This is a genomic window from Sinorhizobium americanum (genome assembly GCF_001651855.1).
GTDB lineage: Bacteria > Pseudomonadota > Alphaproteobacteria > Rhizobiales > Rhizobiaceae > Sinorhizobium > Sinorhizobium americanum.
Genome location: NZ_LNQC01000049.1, coordinates 219,371 through 235,375 on the forward strand (window position 1 = coordinate 219,371; position 16,005 = coordinate 235,375).

The 16,005-nt window shown below is 63.3% G+C and carries 16 protein-coding genes and 1 riboswitch; of the genes, 11 read left to right on the plus strand and 5 right to left on the minus strand.

The window, feature by feature from the left end; genetic code table 11:
- Positions 1-10 precede the first annotated feature (10 nt).
- Positions 11-985 (minus strand): sugar ABC transporter substrate-binding protein, encoded by a 975-nt coding sequence (locus ATC00_RS11940; RefSeq protein WP_064252912.1) that lies wholly within the window; start codon positions 983-985, stop codon positions 11-13.
- Between the two features lie 167 nt (positions 986-1,152).
- Here ATC00_RS11940 and ATC00_RS11945 point away from each other — a divergent pair, with 167 nt between their 5' ends.
- Positions 1,153-2,190, plus strand: a complete 1,038-nt coding sequence (locus ATC00_RS11945) for a LacI family DNA-binding transcriptional regulator (protein ID WP_064253065.1) — start codon at positions 1,153-1,155, stop codon at positions 2,188-2,190.
- A gap of 36 nt (positions 2,191-2,226) precedes the next feature.
- Here ATC00_RS11945 and ATC00_RS11950 read toward each other — a convergent pair whose 3' ends face one another.
- The gene (locus tag ATC00_RS11950; RefSeq protein WP_064252913.1) at positions 2,227-3,021 is read right to left on the minus strand and encodes a TIM barrel protein; all 795 of its coding nucleotides are present in this window, start codon (positions 3,019-3,021) and stop codon (positions 2,227-2,229) included.
- A 127-nt stretch (positions 3,022-3,148) separates the two neighbouring features.
- Between ATC00_RS11950 and ATC00_RS11955 the strand changes: the two genes are divergently transcribed.
- From ATC00_RS11955 to ATC00_RS11985, 7 genes are all read left to right on the plus strand, one after another.
- Entirely contained in the window at positions 3,149-4,129 is a 981-nt protein-coding gene (locus ATC00_RS11955) for a L,D-transpeptidase family protein (protein WP_064252914.1), read from the plus strand.
- Positions 4,130-4,300: 171 nt separating this feature from the next.
- The gene (locus tag ATC00_RS11960) at positions 4,301-4,888 is read left to right on the plus strand and encodes a hypothetical protein (protein ID WP_064252915.1); all 588 of its coding nucleotides are present in this window, start codon (positions 4,301-4,303) and stop codon (positions 4,886-4,888) included.
- 116 nt (positions 4,889-5,004) lie between these two features.
- Positions 5,005-5,116: riboswitch (TPP riboswitch) on the plus strand.
- A gap of 97 nt (positions 5,117-5,213) precedes the next feature.
- Complete coding sequence (gene thiC / locus ATC00_RS11965) at positions 5,214-7,049, plus strand: phosphomethylpyrimidine synthase ThiC (RefSeq protein ID WP_064252916.1); 1,836 nt, start codon at positions 5,214-5,216, stop codon at positions 7,047-7,049.
- Between the two features lies 1 nt (position 7,050).
- Complete coding sequence (gene thiO / locus ATC00_RS11970) at positions 7,051-8,028, plus strand: glycine oxidase ThiO (protein ID WP_064252917.1); 978 nt, start codon at positions 7,051-7,053, stop codon at positions 8,026-8,028.
- Entirely contained in the window at positions 8,025-8,222 is a 198-nt protein-coding gene (gene thiS, locus ATC00_RS11975; RefSeq protein ID WP_064252918.1) for a sulfur carrier protein ThiS, read from the plus strand. The genes thiO and thiS overlap by 4 nt, the downstream gene beginning before the upstream one ends.
- 2 nt (positions 8,223-8,224) lie before the next feature.
- Positions 8,225-8,998, plus strand: a complete 774-nt coding sequence (locus tag ATC00_RS11980; protein WP_064252919.1) for a thiazole synthase — start codon at positions 8,225-8,227, stop codon at positions 8,996-8,998.
- Complete coding sequence (locus ATC00_RS11985) at positions 8,995-9,600, plus strand: thiamine phosphate synthase (protein WP_064252920.1); 606 nt, start codon at positions 8,995-8,997, stop codon at positions 9,598-9,600. The genes ATC00_RS11980 and ATC00_RS11985 overlap by 4 nt, the downstream gene beginning before the upstream one ends.
- Positions 9,601-9,658: 58 nt before the next feature.
- On the opposite strand, the gene ATC00_RS11990 is transcribed toward ATC00_RS11985, so the two are convergent.
- From ATC00_RS11990 to ATC00_RS12000, 3 genes are all read right to left on the minus strand, one after another.
- Complete coding sequence (locus ATC00_RS11990) at positions 9,659-10,123, minus strand: type II toxin-antitoxin system VapC family toxin (protein WP_064252921.1); 465 nt, start codon at positions 10,121-10,123, stop codon at positions 9,659-9,661.
- Positions 10,120-10,422, minus strand: coding sequence for a type II toxin-antitoxin system Phd/YefM family antitoxin (locus ATC00_RS11995; protein ID WP_064252922.1), 303 nt, complete (start codon positions 10,420-10,422; stop codon positions 10,120-10,122). Before ATC00_RS11995 ends, ATC00_RS11990 begins: the two co-directional genes overlap by 4 nt.
- A 270-nt stretch (positions 10,423-10,692) precedes the next feature.
- Positions 10,693-11,343: a GntR family transcriptional regulator gene (locus tag ATC00_RS12000; RefSeq protein WP_064252923.1), complete on the minus strand. Its 651-nt coding sequence runs from the start codon at positions 11,341-11,343 to the stop codon at positions 10,693-10,695.
- Positions 11,344-11,513: 170 nt separating this feature from the next.
- On the opposite strand from ATC00_RS12000, the gene ATC00_RS12005 reads away from it, so the two are divergent.
- From ATC00_RS12005 to ATC00_RS12015, 3 genes are all read left to right on the plus strand, one after another.
- Positions 11,514-12,932, plus strand: a complete 1,419-nt coding sequence (locus ATC00_RS12005) for a malonyl-CoA decarboxylase (RefSeq protein WP_064252924.1) — start codon at positions 11,514-11,516, stop codon at positions 12,930-12,932.
- A complete protein-coding gene (locus ATC00_RS12010) occupies positions 12,929-14,443 on the plus strand; it encodes a malonate--CoA ligase (protein WP_064252925.1) in 1,515 nt (504 codons plus the stop codon). Before ATC00_RS12005 ends, ATC00_RS12010 begins: the two co-directional genes overlap by 4 nt.
- Before the next feature lie 91 nt (positions 14,444-14,534).
- A complete protein-coding gene (locus tag ATC00_RS12015) occupies positions 14,535-15,881 on the plus strand; it encodes an SLC13 family permease (protein ID WP_064252926.1) in 1,347 nt (448 codons plus the stop codon).
- The last annotated feature ends 124 nt before the right edge of the window (positions 15,882-16,005 follow it).

The following is a 16,005-nucleotide window of genomic DNA, read 5'->3' on the forward strand; positions in this document are numbered from 1 at the left end:
GGCCCGAAGCTTATCGGGCGCCGGCCTTCACCCCCGCCAAGGTGGCGTCGACATTCGCCTTGTCGATGACGCCGGGACCGGTCAGGATTTCCCGGGTCGGCACGGTGAGGCCGTAATTGACCTTGCCGTTCAGGATCGAGACCGCCAGGTAGCCCTGCAGGTAACCCTGCTGGTCGATCGCGCAAAGTTGGGTACCGCTCTTGATGTTGTTCAGGATCGTTTCGTCCATGTTCATGCCACAGACCTGCACCTGGCCCTGCTTGCCGGCCTGCGTCACGCCGTTAACCGCCGAGTTGGTGTCGACATTGCCGATCGCGAACACGGCCTTGATATCCGGGTTTTGCAGCAGATGCGCCTTGAGCGCCTGCGCCACGGCCGTCGCCGAACCGAAGGAGGTCGCCGGCAGCGGCAGTGCCGAGCCGACGCCGCCACCCTCGGTGACCCCGTCGATCATACCCTTGCAGAAGGCTTCGATGTTCGCAGCACCCGGCAGCGTGTTGAGGCAGACCGCGTTCTTCAGGTCGTGCTTGGCGAAATAGGTGCCCGCAGCCTTGCCCGAAAGGTAATCGTTGGAACCGACATAGTTCATCGCCCCGAGGCGGTCGGCAGCCTCGATGCCGCCGGCATTATAGATGACCAGCGGAATGCCGGCATCGGTGACCGCCTTGAATGCGGGGTCCATTGCCTCCGGCACCCAGTTCGGGCCGACGATCGCATCGGCGCCCTGGTCAATGGCCTGGCGAATGAGTTCCGCAGCGTCGACACCAAGGTTGTCGTAGTTCTGCGGCCCGAGCCAGGTTACCGACCCGCCCTGCGCCTCCACGACCTTGCCTGCATCCTCGGCGCCCTTCTTCACGATCGACCAGAACGGATCATCCGGCTTGCCGCCGACGACAAAGATGTTGGCAGCCATTACGGCCGTTGCGGTGCAAGCAATGATCGCGGCAGCCGACACGGTTGCCGCGAGGCGGCGAAATTCACTCATCTGATTCTCCTCCCTAGAGTTTGCGATCGCGACGACGCCTCTCAGGACGCCCCTCCTTGTCGCTGCGAATGCTTGTATCAAACGGCTCACCACGATGGAACAGTTGTTGCAATTGTTGGAAATTTTTGTATCATTTAATGTCATTCCAATTTGGTGTGAAATATGTCATGAAAAAGCGCCCCACCATTGCCGACCTCGCCGAGGCATCCGGCGTCAGCGTTTCGACAATCAACCGGATCCTTGGAGGCTCCGGCTCGGTCCGTGCGGATACGATCGAGAGAGTGCAGAACGCTGCGGAAGAGATCGGTTTTTACGGGCTTGGCGTGATCGAGGACCGCAAGAGGCGGGCGCTTCCGAGCTACCGCTTCGGTTTCCTCCTGCAGCAATCGACCCGTGAACTCTATCGGCTGTTCGGCGCCAAGATCGTCGAGGCGGCCGCGAGACGACAGCATGAGAAGATTGAGCCCCTCGTCGATTTCGTCGATCTTCTCGAGCCCCAGAACATCGCCGATCGCCTGGAAGTGCTCGGCAGGCGCTGCGATGCGGTCGCGATCATCGCCGGCGACCATCCTCTGATCAGCCAGACGATCCATTCGCTCAAAGCCCGCGGCAAACCCGTGACTGCCTATGTCACGGATCAATCCGCGCCGGACAGGGCAGGCTATGTGGGTACCGACAATTGGAAGCTTGGCCGGACCGCAGCCTGGTTTCTCGCACAGACGACCTGCACGCCCGGCCGTGTCGCGGTGTTTATCGGCAACCACCGCTATCAGTGCCAGGACATCTCAGATGCAAGCTTCCGGTCATATATGCGGGAGCACGCGCCGCATCTGAGGGTGGACGACAGCCGCCCGACGCACGAAGAGCCGCAGGAAGCCTACCGGATCGTCACCGAGTTGCTCTCGGGGCTCGATGACCTCAGAGGCATCTATATTGCTGGAGGCGGCATCTCGGGGGTTCTGCGCGCGTTGCGCGAGGCGCCGGATGAAAAGCGAAGCAAGGTCAGGATCGTCTGCCGCGACATCGGTCCCGAAACCCGCAAGGGATTGACCGAGGGTCTCATCACCGCCGCTCTCTGCCATCCCCTTGAGCGGACCTCGGACGAATTGATCGCGACCATGGTCGATTCGCTGGAACATCGCAACAGCACGACGATCCTGCAGCGCGTCGTTCCGTTCGAGATTATCACGCCGGAGAGCGTATAGCTCTTTCACCCGCGGCAAGGACCGATGCGCCGGCACTCAGATGGTAAATGCGGCACGAAACGCTTCCAGCGCGGCTTCGGGATCGCCTGCAGCCCAAGCTTCCATGCCGATCGGGCCGCAATAGCCCATGGCATTCAGCGCCTTGGCGATACCGTTCCAGTTGATCTCGCCGGTACCGGGTTCATAGCGGCCGGGTACGTCGGCCACCTGGATCTCGCCGATCCAAGGCAGGCACCTGCGGCAAAGTTCGATCAGGTTCCCCTCGCCGATCTGGGCATGGTAGAGATCGAGATTGAGGCGGAGCCGCGGATGATCGACGCTTGAGACCAGCGCCAGCGTGTCTTCGGCGCGCCCGAAGGGGACGCCCGGATGGTCGACCGGCAGGTTTAGGTTCTCGAGCGTGAAGATGACGTCCTCTTCCTCCGCCATATCCACAATGCGGCAGAGCGTTTCACGGGCCTTCAGCCACATCGCGCCGGTGACGACCTCAATCGGCTGGACAGGCAGGCCTCCGTCTCCCAAGCCTGTGCCATGCAGGTTGAGCCGCTGGACGCCAAGCCGCCTCCCGATCCGCGCTGTCTCGCGTGCAGTCCTGAGAAGTTCTGCTGCACCATCGTCGTCCGTCAGGCGGCCGGTCAGATAGCCGTTCATGATCGTGAAGGTCGCGCCGGTCGCTTCCAACTTGTTGAGATCGTGCTCCGGCCAGTTCCAGAGGCCAACGCCGAAACCCATTTCTTTCAGGCGCGCGGCGCGCCACTCGATCGGCCTGTCGCGCCAGAGCATTTCCGCGCAGGCTGCAAGCGGGAAGGGAGAGGTCTTGGGTGCATCCATTCGGGTGGTGTCCGTTTATGACGAGAGCGGTTCGGAAGGATGTCGATGCGGCCGGCACGTCATTCTTCCTCTTACACAACATCTGCGCAAGCAGCGGCCGGAACAAGTTTGGCGGCTGTACATTTTGATGGTCATGAAGAGAAAAACCCTGTTCGCAGCATCACTTACATTATCCTTCTGCGGCCCCGTCAGCGCTCAGGAGCTTCAGGTGGACGCAATCAACACCGCCTCGATCGCCTCCATTCCGCCGGAGCGGCCACCCGAAGCGCCTCGACCGGACCCGGCCATCGTCCATCTCCAGGTCCTTCTGGACCGCGCCGGTTCGTCGACCGGGGTGATCGACGGCTATTACGGCGAGAATGTCACCAAAGCGATTGCAGGATTTGAGGCCCTGCAAGGTCTTCCCGTCGATGGAAAGCTGGACCCAAAAATCATCGAAAAGCTTCCGGCCGATAAGCCCGTTATCGAGCCTTACGTCATCTCCGAAGAGGACACCAAGGATCTCGTCGAGAGCATTCCCGAAGACTATGCCGAGCAGGCCCGGATGGAGCACCTCGGCTATACGAGCGTCGCGGAAAGGCTGTCCGAACGCTTTCACATGGACATCGATCTTCTGAAGGCGCTCAATCCGGGCTCCGCATTTGCCGTCGGCGAAACGGTGTCGGTGGCGATGCCCGGCGCCGCGATGGAGGGCAAGGTCAAACGCATCGAGGCCCGCAGGCAGGCGGGGCAAGTCCTTGCATTCGCCGAAGACGGCTCGCTGCTTGCCATATATCCCGCCACGATCGGCAGCGAAGAATCGCCTTCGCCCTCCGGTACCCACAAGGTCAAGGGGGTCGCTCGAATGCCTCCCTACGAATACAACCCCAAGATCAACTTCCAGCAGGGCAATAACAATGAGGCTCTGACGCTGCCCAAAGGCCCGAATGGCCCCGTCGGAAGCGTCTGGATCGACCTGACGGAGCCGACCTACGGGATCCACGGCACGCCGGAACCGTCGCTGATCGACAAGGCGGGGTCACACGGATGCATTCGCTTGACGAACTGGGACGCCGAGGAATTGGCGGAGATGGTCAAGCCGGGTGTTGTCGTCGAGTTCACCGACTGAACGATTGCCGCTGCCGGGTTGAGACCCGCCATACCCCCAGGGCCGTCTTGTAGTTGTGGACGACGCTGCAATCATGACTTGTAAACGCGAAAACGGAAGCATATCGCTCGACTAGCGTGCTGCTGGCGATGAGCAACCGCTTGTTAATGATCGATCACCCGAGAGAAATCCATGCACCGAAATTTTCTTGTGTTCACTCTGGCCGCGATGCTGTTGCCGGGAGTGGCCCAGGCAAATGAATGCCCGACTGCAGCCACCGCCAAGAAGGGCTTCATGCTGCTGCAAGTCGATACGCAGAGCGAGTTCCGCGAACACCAGGGGCCGATCGTCAAGATCGTGAACAGATTTGGCGGGCCGATGCAGACGGTGTTCTCCTATCGAGGGCTGATCGAACTGTCGCGCATGGACGCCGAAGCGCCGCGAGCGATCTATGCGCTTTCGGATCTCAAGGACATTTTTCCGCTCAAGAAGGGTGCAGCCCACAAGATTTCATTTGTTCCCCTTGAGCCCGACGAACCCGCAGACGGGGAGTGGACCTTCGAGCTTGCCGTCACCGGCCAGGAAACCTTCAAGCTGGAGGACTGCAAGTATAAGGTCTGGAGGGTCCGCCAGACGACGCGGAATGGCAGCGAGATGGTCGATGGCTGGAGTGCTCTTTATTCACCCGATCTCGGGGCGACGCTCGCCAAGATCTACGGGGAAGGCACTGCCAACGAATATACGGTCCGGTACGAACGGATCCGACCACTTCAGCGGTAGCATCATCGCAACAGACGATCGTTTCGACGCGCAGCGCCGAGGTGACATTCGTCCCTGACCTTGACCATCCGGCAAGAACAGTCTTGACGGCGCGGCGATAACAGTGACTATTGGCGTCCATTCACCAGGGGGGTCCCGGCAAGGGGCTGAGATACTGCTAGAGCGCGCAGTGACCCGTTGAACCTGATCCAGTTCATACTGGCGTAGGGACGGTGCAGACGCTTGATGCCAGGATTCCGTATACCCGCGATCCATCGGCGATGCGTCTTTTCATCCTTCCGGCTTCAGAACTGGGTCTCCAACGCGAAAACTTTGGAGCCTCAAGATGAATGTTTTCAAGCCTCTCGCAGCACCCTCGGTCACGCAAGGACCGCTTCCCGCATCGAAGAAGGTCTACAAGTCGGGCGAGATCCACGCCGACATCCGCGTGCCGATGCGCGAGATTGCGCTGCACCCGACCTCGGGCGAGCCGCCGGTCACCGTCTATGATTCCTCCGGCCCCTATACGCTCGAGAACGCCGATATCCGCATCGACGCGGGCCTGCCGCGGCTTCGCCGCGACTGGATCCTGGCGCGCGGCGATGTCGAGAGCTATGAGGGGCGCACCGTCAAGGCGGAGGACAACGGCTTTGCCACCGGCGAGCGGCTGACGCCGGAATTTCCCGTCCGCCACCAGCCGCTCAAGGCCAAGCCCGGCCAGGCCGTCACCCAGCTTGCCTATGCGCGGGCCGGCATCATCACGCCGGAAATGGAATTCATCGCCATTCGCGAAAACCTCGGCCGCAAGGCGGCGAAGGAGGCGCTTGCCCGCGACGGCGAGAGCTTCGGCGCCGCGGTGCCGGATTTCGTCACGCCGGAATTCGTCCGCCAGGAGGTCGCCAGTGGCCGGGCGATCATCCCCGCCAACATCAACCATCCTGAAAGCGAGCCGATGATCATCGGCCGGAATTTCCTGGTGAAGATCAACGCCAATATCGGCAATTCCGCCGTCACCTCGTCGATGGCCGAGGAGGTCGAGAAGATGGTCTGGGCGACGCGCTGGGGCGCCGATACGGTCATGGACCTCTCGACCGGCCGCAACATCCACAACATCCGTGAATGGATCATCCGCAATTCGCCGGTGCCGATCGGCACCGTGCCACTCTACCAGGCGCTGGAGAAGGTGAACGGCATTGCCGAAGACCTCACCTGGGAGGTCTATCGCGACACCCTCATCGAGCAGGCCGAGCAGGGCGTCGACTATTTCACCATCCATGCCGGCGTTCGGCTGCACTACATCCCGCTCACCGTCGATCGGATCACCGGCATCGTCTCGCGCGGCGGCTCGATCATGGCCAAATGGTGCCTGCACCATCACCGCGAAAGCTTCCTCTACGAGCATTTCGAGGAGATCTGCGACATCTGCCGCGCCTACGACGTCTCCTTCTCGCTCGGCGACGGCCTGCGCCCCGGCTCGATCGCCGACGCCAATGATGCCGCGCAGTTCGCGGAACTCGAAACGCTCGGCGAGTTGACGCAGATCGCCTGGGCCAAGGACTGCCAGGTGATGATCGAGGGCCCCGGCCATGTGCCGATGCACAAGATCAAGGAGAACATGGACAAGCAGCTCAAAACCTGCGGCGAGGCGCCCTTCTACACGCTTGGACCGCTGACGACCGACATCGCGCCCGGCTACGACCACATCACGTCGGGCATCGGCGCGGCGATGATCGGCTGGTTCGGCACCGCGATGCTCTGCTACGTGACGCCCAAGGAGCATCTGGGGCTGCCCGACCGCAACGACGTCAAGGTGGGCGTCATCACCTACAAGATCGCCGCGCACGCCGCCGACCTCGCCAAGGGCCATCCGGCCGCCCGCATCCGAGACGACGCGCTTTCGCGCGCCCGTTTCGAATTCCGCTGGGAGGATCAGTTCCACCTGTCGCTCGATCCGGAAACCGCCCGCAATTTCCACGACGAAACCTTGCCGAAGGAGGCGCATAAGGTTGCGCATTTCTGCTCCATGTGCGGCCCGAAATTCTGCTCGATGCGGATCTCCCACGACATCCGCGCCGAGGCGCAGAAGGAGGGACTCGAGGTCATGGCGGCGAAATACCGCGAGGGCGGCGACCTCTACATGCCGGTCGGCGAAGGCGGCGCAGCCACGACCGCCGGAGAATGAGATGCACGTGTTGATCAAGGGGGCCGGCGTCGCCGGCCTGACGGCCGCTCATGCGCTCGTCGGGCGCGGCGCGGCAGTCATGGTCGCTGAACGCACGCACGGCTTTGCGAACGCCGCCTCGTGGTATGCCGGCGGCATGCTCGCGCCCTGGTGCGAGCGGGAAAGTGCCGAGGAAACCGTCCTTATCCGCGGCACCGCTGCCGCCGGCTGGTGGGAGGCCGCGCTGCCCGCCGGTTCGGTCCATCGCAACGGCACGCTGGTCGTCGCCCCGCTGCGCGACGCGGCCGAACTCAGGCGCTTCGCCTCGCGCACCTCCGGCTACCGCTGGATCGGCGCGGAAGAGATCGGAGCGCTGGAGCCGGCGCTCGCCGGGCGGTTTCGCGAGGCGCTGTTCTTTCCTGAGGAAGCGCATCTCGATCCGCGCCGCGCACTTTCGGCGCTCAGACAGGGGCTCGAAGCGCAAGGCGTGGTTTTCAGCGGCGGCGCGATCGAGGAAGACCGCTTCGACCTGACCATCGACTGCACCGGCGCCGCAAGAATCGGCGAGATCAAGGCACTGCGCGGCGTCCGCGGCGAAATGCTCTACCTCCAGACCGACGAGGTCAGCCTTTCCCGTCCGGTGCGCCTGCTGCATCCGCGCATTCCGCTCTATATCGTGCCGCGCGGCGGCGGGCTCTTCATGTGCGGGGCGACGATGATCGAAAGCGACGATGCCGGCGCGATCACCGCCCGCTCGCTGATGGAGCTCTTGAACGCCGCCTATACACTGCACCCGGCCTTTGCCGAGGCCCGCCTGGTCGAGACCGGCACCGGTGTGCGCCCCGCCTTTGGCGACAACCTGCCGCGCGTCACCCGGCAGAACAACACCATCACCGTCAACGGCCTCTACCGCCACGGCTTCCTGCTGTCGCCTGCAATCGCCGAGGAGGTGGCGGCACTGGCGCTTGGCGCAGAATTGAAGAGAGGAAATGCCCGATGAAGCTGACCATCAACGGCGAGGAGCACGAGCTCCCGGCCGCCACTTTGGCCGAAGCGCTGGCGCTCCTCGAATACGAGGGCGACTGGCTGGCGACTGCGGTCAACGGCGAGCTCGTGCACCGGGCCGACCGCGAAAATCACCATCTCAGGGACCGCGACCGGATCGAGGTCCTGTCGCCCATGCAGGGAGGCTGATCATGCCGCAATTCTATGGAACCGAGTTGCGCTCGCGGCTGCTGCTCGGCACCGCGCGTTACCCCTCGCCGGCCATTCTTGCTGAGGCCGTACGGCGGTCGGGCACCGATATCGTTACGGTCTCGCTTCGCCGCGAGACCGCCGGCGGCCGTCAGCGCGGCGCCTTTTTCGAGCTGATCCGCGAGCTCGGCGTCCGCGTCCTGCCGAACACGGCCGGCTGCCATTCCGTCTCGGAGGCTGTGCTGACGGCGAAGATGGCGCGCGAGGTTTTCTCGACCGACTGGATCAAGCTCGAAGTCATCGGCCACCACGATACGCTGCAGCCGGACGTCTTCGGCCTCGTCGAAGCGGCGCGCATCCTCACCGGCGAAGGCTTCGATGTGTTCCCCTACACGACCGACGATCTGGTCGTAGCGGAACGGCTGCTCGGGGCCGGCTGCAATGTGCTGATGCCCTGGTGCGCACCGATCGGCAGCGCCATGGGTCCGCAGAACCTGCCGGGCTTACGCGCCATGCGCGCCGAATTTCCCGACGTGCCGCTGATCGTCGACGCCGGCATCGGCCGACCATCGCATGCGGCAACCGTCATGGAGTTCGGATACGACGCGGTTCTCCTCAACACCGCTGTCGCCGGCGCTGCCGATCCGGCCGCCATGGCCGCGGCCTTCGCAGCCGCGATCGAGGCCGGCCATATGGCCTATCACGCCGGAATGCTGGAGCCGCGCGACATGGCCGTTCCTTCCACTCCCGTCATCGGAAAGGCGGTCTTCTCGTGAAGCTCGACCCGTTCTATCTCATCGTCGATAGCGCCCAATGGATCGAACGGCTGGTGCCGCTCGGCGTCAAGCTGGTGCAACTCAGGATCAAAGAGCGGAGCGACGAAGACCTTCGCGGCGAGATCCGCAGAGCCACGGCAGTCTGTGCTGCGCATCAGTGCCAGTTGATCGTCAACGACTATTGGCGGTTGGCGATCGAGGAAGGCTGCGACTTCGTGCACCTCGGCCAGGAGGATCTCGCCGATGCCGATCTCCGCACGATCCGCGCCGCCGGGCTGAAACACGGGATCAGCACCCATGACGAGGCGGAGCTCGAAACGGCGCTTGCCGCAGAACCGGACTACGTGGCGCTCGGGCCGATCTACCCGACGATCCTCAAGAAGATGAAATGGGCGCCGCAGGGACTGACGCGGCTTTCCACCTGGCGCGAGCGCGTCACGCCGCTGCCGCTCGTCGCCATCGGCGGCCTCAATCCGGAGCGCATCGACGGCGTCTTCGCCCATGGCGCCGACAGCGCTGCCGTCGTCACCGACATTACGCTGAACGCCGATCCGGAAGCGAGGACGAAGGAGTGGATCCGGAAAACGGCTGCATGGCGTTAGCTACCCGACCTCAAAGGGCCGTCCTCCAATGAGCCGGCCCTATTTCCGTCGCTGACGCTCAGCGCCCGCGAGGGCTCAGCGGGAACTTCTCCGCATCGTCATTCCATGGATCGAAAACTATTGCGCCGGATGGCCGAACGTCCTTCACATTGCGCGTGACAAGAAAGAGGTCATGTTCGATCGCTGTCGCTGCGAGCAGCGTGTCGATCACAGGCGGGGCGTGACCGCTGTCGCGTTTCACTTCCCCTGAAATTCGTCCCCATTGCCGTACGATGACGTCGTCAAGCGAGAGGACCCGCCGGCCAAAACGCTCGGCGAGCGCGTCGCGCGCCGCCATGTAGCGCGGCCGGTCGGCATGCTCCTCTGGAAGGTTGTGGATGCCCTTGTCGTACTCGGCCAGTGTCAGGACGCTGATGTAGAAGGCTTCCTCATCCTGATCGGCTGCCCACGTCTTTACCGAAGGTGCACCCTTCGGGTTGATCAGTGCCGCCACGACATTGGTATCGAGCAACCAGCCCTTCAAAACTCGATATCCCGACCGCGATCCATCTCGCGTTCAAGATCGAGCCCGCCAAGATGCAAACTTTCCATGAATTCGACGAACGGTGCTCGCGGCTTCTCGGGTACGAGCCGATCGAACTCCTCAGCGGACACAATTACAACCGCATCCCTGCCCCGCACTGTCACGCGCTGCGGTCCGTCCTCGCGCGCGTGCCGCACCACCTCGCTGAAGCGCGCTTTGGCGTCTTCGAGCTTCCACCATCCGCCCGGGTTCTGTCCGCGAGTTTTCTTCAACTTCGTCCGTTCCGCGTTCTTGCCCATCGTCGCTCACCTAGTCAGATAGTCAGATATGTAGCACGTCTTTCACAGATGTTCCAGATTGCGGCACCGGCGGGGTAAAGAGGAGCACGAGCCAGCCCCGTTCCCGGCTGCGGTCCTGCCAGGGGACCGGTGGCGCGCAACGACTTCGCCGACCTCCACTTCGTTGCGATCCAATGACGACCCCGCCGCACACATGCGACAGAGCCCAGGGTGCACGCCCCAAATCCGGCAATATTAGTCTGGAATTTCGACTGGCCGGACCTATGCCGTCTATCTGGTCGCCATGCTGGCGACCAGATCGCTGAACCTTTCGCCCTGGATGCCGACATGGATCCGCAGCAGCCGGCGGGCCTCCTCCCCGTCGCCGGCAAAGATCGCATCGACGATGCCGCAATGTTCCGAGAAGGACGTGGTGAGGCGATTGCGCACCCGCAACTGCAGCCGGCGATAGGGTCGTAGCCGCCGGTGCAGTTGCGCACATTGCTCCTCGAGGAATTCGCTGCGGCTTGCCGCATAGATCGCCTTATGAAATTCCTCGTTGTCGTAATAATAGGCATCGCTGTCGCCGGCCTTGGCGGAGAGCTCGCAGCGCCTGTGGGCCGCGGTGATCGCCTGACGCGAGCCTTCGTCGAGGCGGCGGGCGGCGAGCGAGCCGGCCAGGCCTTCGAGTTCGGCCATGACTTCGAACATTTCATAGATGCGGTGCGGCCCTGGATCGATGACGACGGCACCCCGGCGCGGGCGAATCTCGATGAGGCCGATCGCATTGAGCTGCATCAGCGCCTCGCGAACCGGCGTCCTCGATACGCCGAAGCGGCTGGCAAGGACCGTTTCGTCCAGCCGTTCCCCTGGGCCGAACTCATTGGAAAGGATTGCGTTTTCGATTTCGTCCCGGAGCCACCGGCCAACATTCTCGGACATTCCGCTCTGCCTTAATATGCAGGATCGATATTCTTGTATACACGATCATTGACGTCGCACACATAATGTGACACCTTATATACCATACTGCCGGCTTAAGAAAATGAGAACGTCGTCAGAATGTGGATAGCCAGGTGATTGGCGCAACCATGCAGCAAGAGGAGAGTGGCATGCCCGGAACCTCTTTTTTCAGCGATATGCTGCAGGGCATCACCGAGCGCGGCCGCAAGCTGTTGTTTGCCGCGTCGCGCAGCACGGACGCCGTCGAAGCAGATCTCGAGACGCTTTGCGAAATGCTGCTGTCGAGCCGCGGCGAAGCCTCCGGCATGGCCATTGCCGCCGAGATCCTCGGCCGCTGGAGCAAGTTCGACGAGGCCGGTGTCGAGCAGTTCCTGCACATGCTATCCGAAAAATTCGGCGCCGACACGGCGAAGCTCGACAAAGCGGTCGACAGGTACCGGACCGAGAAGAGCCCCGCCGCGGTCATCGCCCTTCACACTGCGGCGGAACCCCGCCGTCAGGAACTGCTGCGCCGGTTGAATCACGCGCCGAGCGGTACGGCCAAGCTCGTCCGCATGCGCCAGCAGCTTCTCGCCTCCACCGATCGGTCGGACGCGTATCGTGCTCTCGACGCCGATTTCACCCATCTGTTCGGCTCCTGGTTCAATCGCGGCTTCCTGACGCTGCGTCCGATCGATTGGTCGACCCCGGCACACATTCTGGAAAAGATCATCAAATACGAAGCCGTGCACGAGATCGCCGGCTGGGAGGAACTGCGCCGACGCCTGGCGCCGGCCGACCGGCGCTGCTTCGCCTTCTTCCACCCGCGGCTCACCGACGAGCCGCTCGTCTTCGTCGAGGTGGCACTGACCCGATCCGTGCCGAGCGCCATCAGGGACGTGCTCGACGAGGGCCGGGAGCAGATCGATCCCGACCAGGCGACGACCGCCGTCTTCTATTCGATCTCCAACTGTCAGGAGGGCCTGCGCGGCATCTCCTTCGGCAATTTCCTCATCAAGCAGGTCGTCGAAGATCTGCGCAGGGACCTGCCCGGCCTCAAGAATTTCGTCACGCTCTCGCCGGTGCCGGGCTTTGCCCGCTGGCTGGCCAAGGCGCGTACATCGAAAGCCGAACCAATGCTTTCCGACGAAGACCGCAAGGTTCTGGCGCTCCTCGACGATCCGGCCTGGGCCGGCGACGAGAGCGCGGCAAGCGAGATCGAGCGCCTGCTTTTGCCGCTCGCAGCCCACTATTTCCTGATCGAGCGTACGCCGGAGGGCCGGCCGGTCGATCCGGTCGCCCGCTTCCATCTCGGCAACGGCGCCCGGCTGGAGCGGCTGAACTTCCTCGGCGACCGCTCAACCAAGGCCATGCGCCAAGCGCATGGGCTGATGGTCAACTACCTCTACAAGCTCGAGGACATCGAGGCGAACCACGAGGCCCTGGCGCAGCGCGGCGAGGTCACGGCCTCGCCGGCCGTCAAGAGCCTGCTCGGCCGAACCGGCGAAGGCCGACGCGGCGGCAAGGGCGAAATATCACGACCGTTCGCGCAAGTCATGAACGGCAAAACTGGTGGAGGGCGCGCATGAGCAACCATTTGTTTGACGCCATTCGGGCCGCCGCTTCCGGCGATGCGCCGTTTATCCGGCTCAGTGGCGGCCGGACCTGGACCTATGACGACGCGCTCGCGTTTTCGGGCCGCATCGCCAGCGCGATCGACACGCTCGGCATCCGCCCTGGCGACCGGGTCGCCGTCCAGGTCGAAAAGAGCCCCGAAGCGCTGATCCTTTATCTCGCCTGCCTGCGCAGCGGCGCGGTCTACCTGCCGCTTAACACCGCCTATACGCTCGCCGAGCTCGCCTATTTCATCGGCGACGCCGAACCGCGGCTGGTCGTCGTTTCCCCTTCCGTGCGGGAAAGCGTCAGGAAAGTCGCCGAGCCGCATGGCGCCATTGTCGAAACGCTTGGTACCGATGGCACGGGTTCGCTTCTCGACCTCGCCCGCGAAGAGGCGGCCGATTTCGTCGATGCGTCCTGTGCGGCCGATGACCTGGCGGCGATCCTCTACACATCGGGAACGACGGGCCGGTCCAAGGGGGCGATGCTCACCCACGGCAACCTGCTTTCGAATGCCATGACCTTACGCGACTGCTGGCGCGTGACCGCCGGCGATCGGCTGATCCATGCCCTGCCGCTCTTCCATACGCATGGGCTGTTCGTCGCCACCAATGTTACGCTTCTTGCCGGCGCCTCGATGTTCCTGCTGCCGAAGTTCGATCCGGACGAGGTGCTTTCGCTGATGCCCGAGGCGACGATGTTGATGGGCGTGCCGACCTTCTACGTGCGCCTCCTGCAGAGCCCCCGGCTCGACAGTGAGGCTGTCGCGAGCATGCGCCTCTTCATTTCCGGTTCGGCACCGCTGCTTGCCGAAACGCATGTCGAGTTCAGGAAGCGCACCGGCCAGGCGATCCTCGAGCGCTACGGCATGACCGAAACCAACATGAACACCTCGAACCCCTATGACGGAGAACGGATCGCCGGAACCGTCGGCTTCCCGCTGCCGGGCGTGACGGTGCGCGTCACCGACCCCACCACTGGCGCCGCCCTGCCGGCGGAGGAAACCGGCATGATCGAGATCAAGGGGCCGAACGTCTTCAAGGGCTACTGGCGGATGCCGGAAAAGACCGCCGCGGAATTCACCGCCGACGGATTCTTCATCAGCGGCGATCTCGGCAAGATCGACAGGGACGGCTATGTCCACATCGTCGGTCGCAGCAAGGACCTGGTGATTTCGGGCGGCTACAACATCTACCCGAAGGAGGTCGAGGGCGAGATCGACCAGCTCGAGGGTGTCGCCGAAAGCGCCGTAATAGGCGTCCCGCATCCCGATTTCGGCGAGGGCGTCACCGCCATCGTCGTGCGCAAGCCCGAGGCAGCGCTCGACGAAAGCGCCATTCTCGGCGCGCTCAGGGACCGGCTAGCGCGCTACAAGCAGCCGAAACGCATCATCTTCGCCGACGATCTGCCACGCAACACGATGGGCAAGGTCCAGAAAAACCTTCTGCGGCAGCGATACGCCGACTTATACGCCAGGACATAACCGCGCGCCCTCTGGGAGGAAGGCGCAAGCACATCATCTCAATCTCGAAAACGACAGCTACGGCGCTCGAGGCGCCGGAGGGAGGGGAATCATGGGCATCGAAATCCTATCCATACTGCTATTGATCGGCATGTTCGTCATCGCGACCATCCAGCCGATCAACATGGGCGCGCTGGCCTTCGGCTGCACCTTCCTGCTCGGATCGCTGATCATCGGCATGAAGGCCAATGACATCTTCGCCGGCTTCCCGAGCGACCTGTTCCTGACGCTGGTCGCCGTCACTTATCTTTTCGCCATCGCCCAGATCAACGGCACCATCGACTGGCTCGTCGAATGCGCCGTGCGACTGGTGCGCGGGCACGTCGCCTGGATTCCCTGGGTGATGTTCCTAGTCGCCGCGGTGATCACCGGTTTCGGCGCGCTCGGGCCGGCGGCGGTCGCCATCCTGGCGCCGGTCGCGCTGAGCTTCGCCGTGCAATACCGCATCCACCCGGCGATGATGGGGCTGATGGTCATCCATGGCGCGCAGGCCGGCGGCTTCTCGCCGATCAGCGTCTATGGCGGCATCACCAACCAGATCGTCGTCAAGGCCGGCCTGCCCTTCGCGCCGACATCCCTGTTTCTCTCCAGCTTCTTCTTCAACCTGGCGATCGCCGTGCTGGTCTTCTTCGTCTTCGGCGGTGCGCAGATCATGAAGCAGAAAGCGGCAATGTCCGGTCCGTTGCCCGAACTCCATCCCGAGGGCGTATCCGCATCGATCCGTGGCCATGGCGGGACGCCCGCCAAGCCTATCCGGGAGCACACCTACGGCACCGCGGCCGACACCGCTGTGACATTGCGCCTGACCCCGGAAATGATCGCCACCCTGATCGGCCTGACGGCGCTCGGCATCGGCGCCCTCGTCTTCAAATTCAATGTCGGCCTGGTAGCGATCACCGTCGCCGTGGTGTTGGCGCTCATCTCGCCGAAGACCCAGAAGGCGGCGATCGACAAGGTCAGCTGGTCGACCGTGCTGCTGATCACCGGCATCATCACCTATGTCGGCGTGATGGAGAAGGCCGGGACGATCGACTATGTGGCGAGCGGCATTTCAAGCCTCGGCATGCCGCTGCTGGTGGCGCTGCTGCTGTGCTTCACCGGTGCGATCGTTTCGGCCTTCGCCTCCTCGACCGCATTGCTCGGCGCCATCATTCCGCTCGCGGTGCCGTTCCTGCTGCAGGGGCAGATCAGCGCGGTCGGCGTCGTCGCGGCGATCGCCATCTCGACGACGATCGTCGATACCAGCCCGTTTTCGACGAACGGCGCCCTCGTCGTCGCCAACGCGCCGGACGAGAAGCGCGAGCACGTGCTGCGCCAGCTGCTCATCTACAGCGCACTGATCGCCATCATCGGGCCGGTCGTCGCCTGGCTGGTCTTCGTCGTGCCCGGCCTGGTCTAAGGGCGCCGGCGCGGGCATCTCCCTCCCCGGGAAGGCGGACCCTCCTCCGCCTTCCCACAGTCATGCGGAACATTCGCCGTTGACGTTGGTTTGCCTCCCCGTGCCGCACAATTCGATACGCACC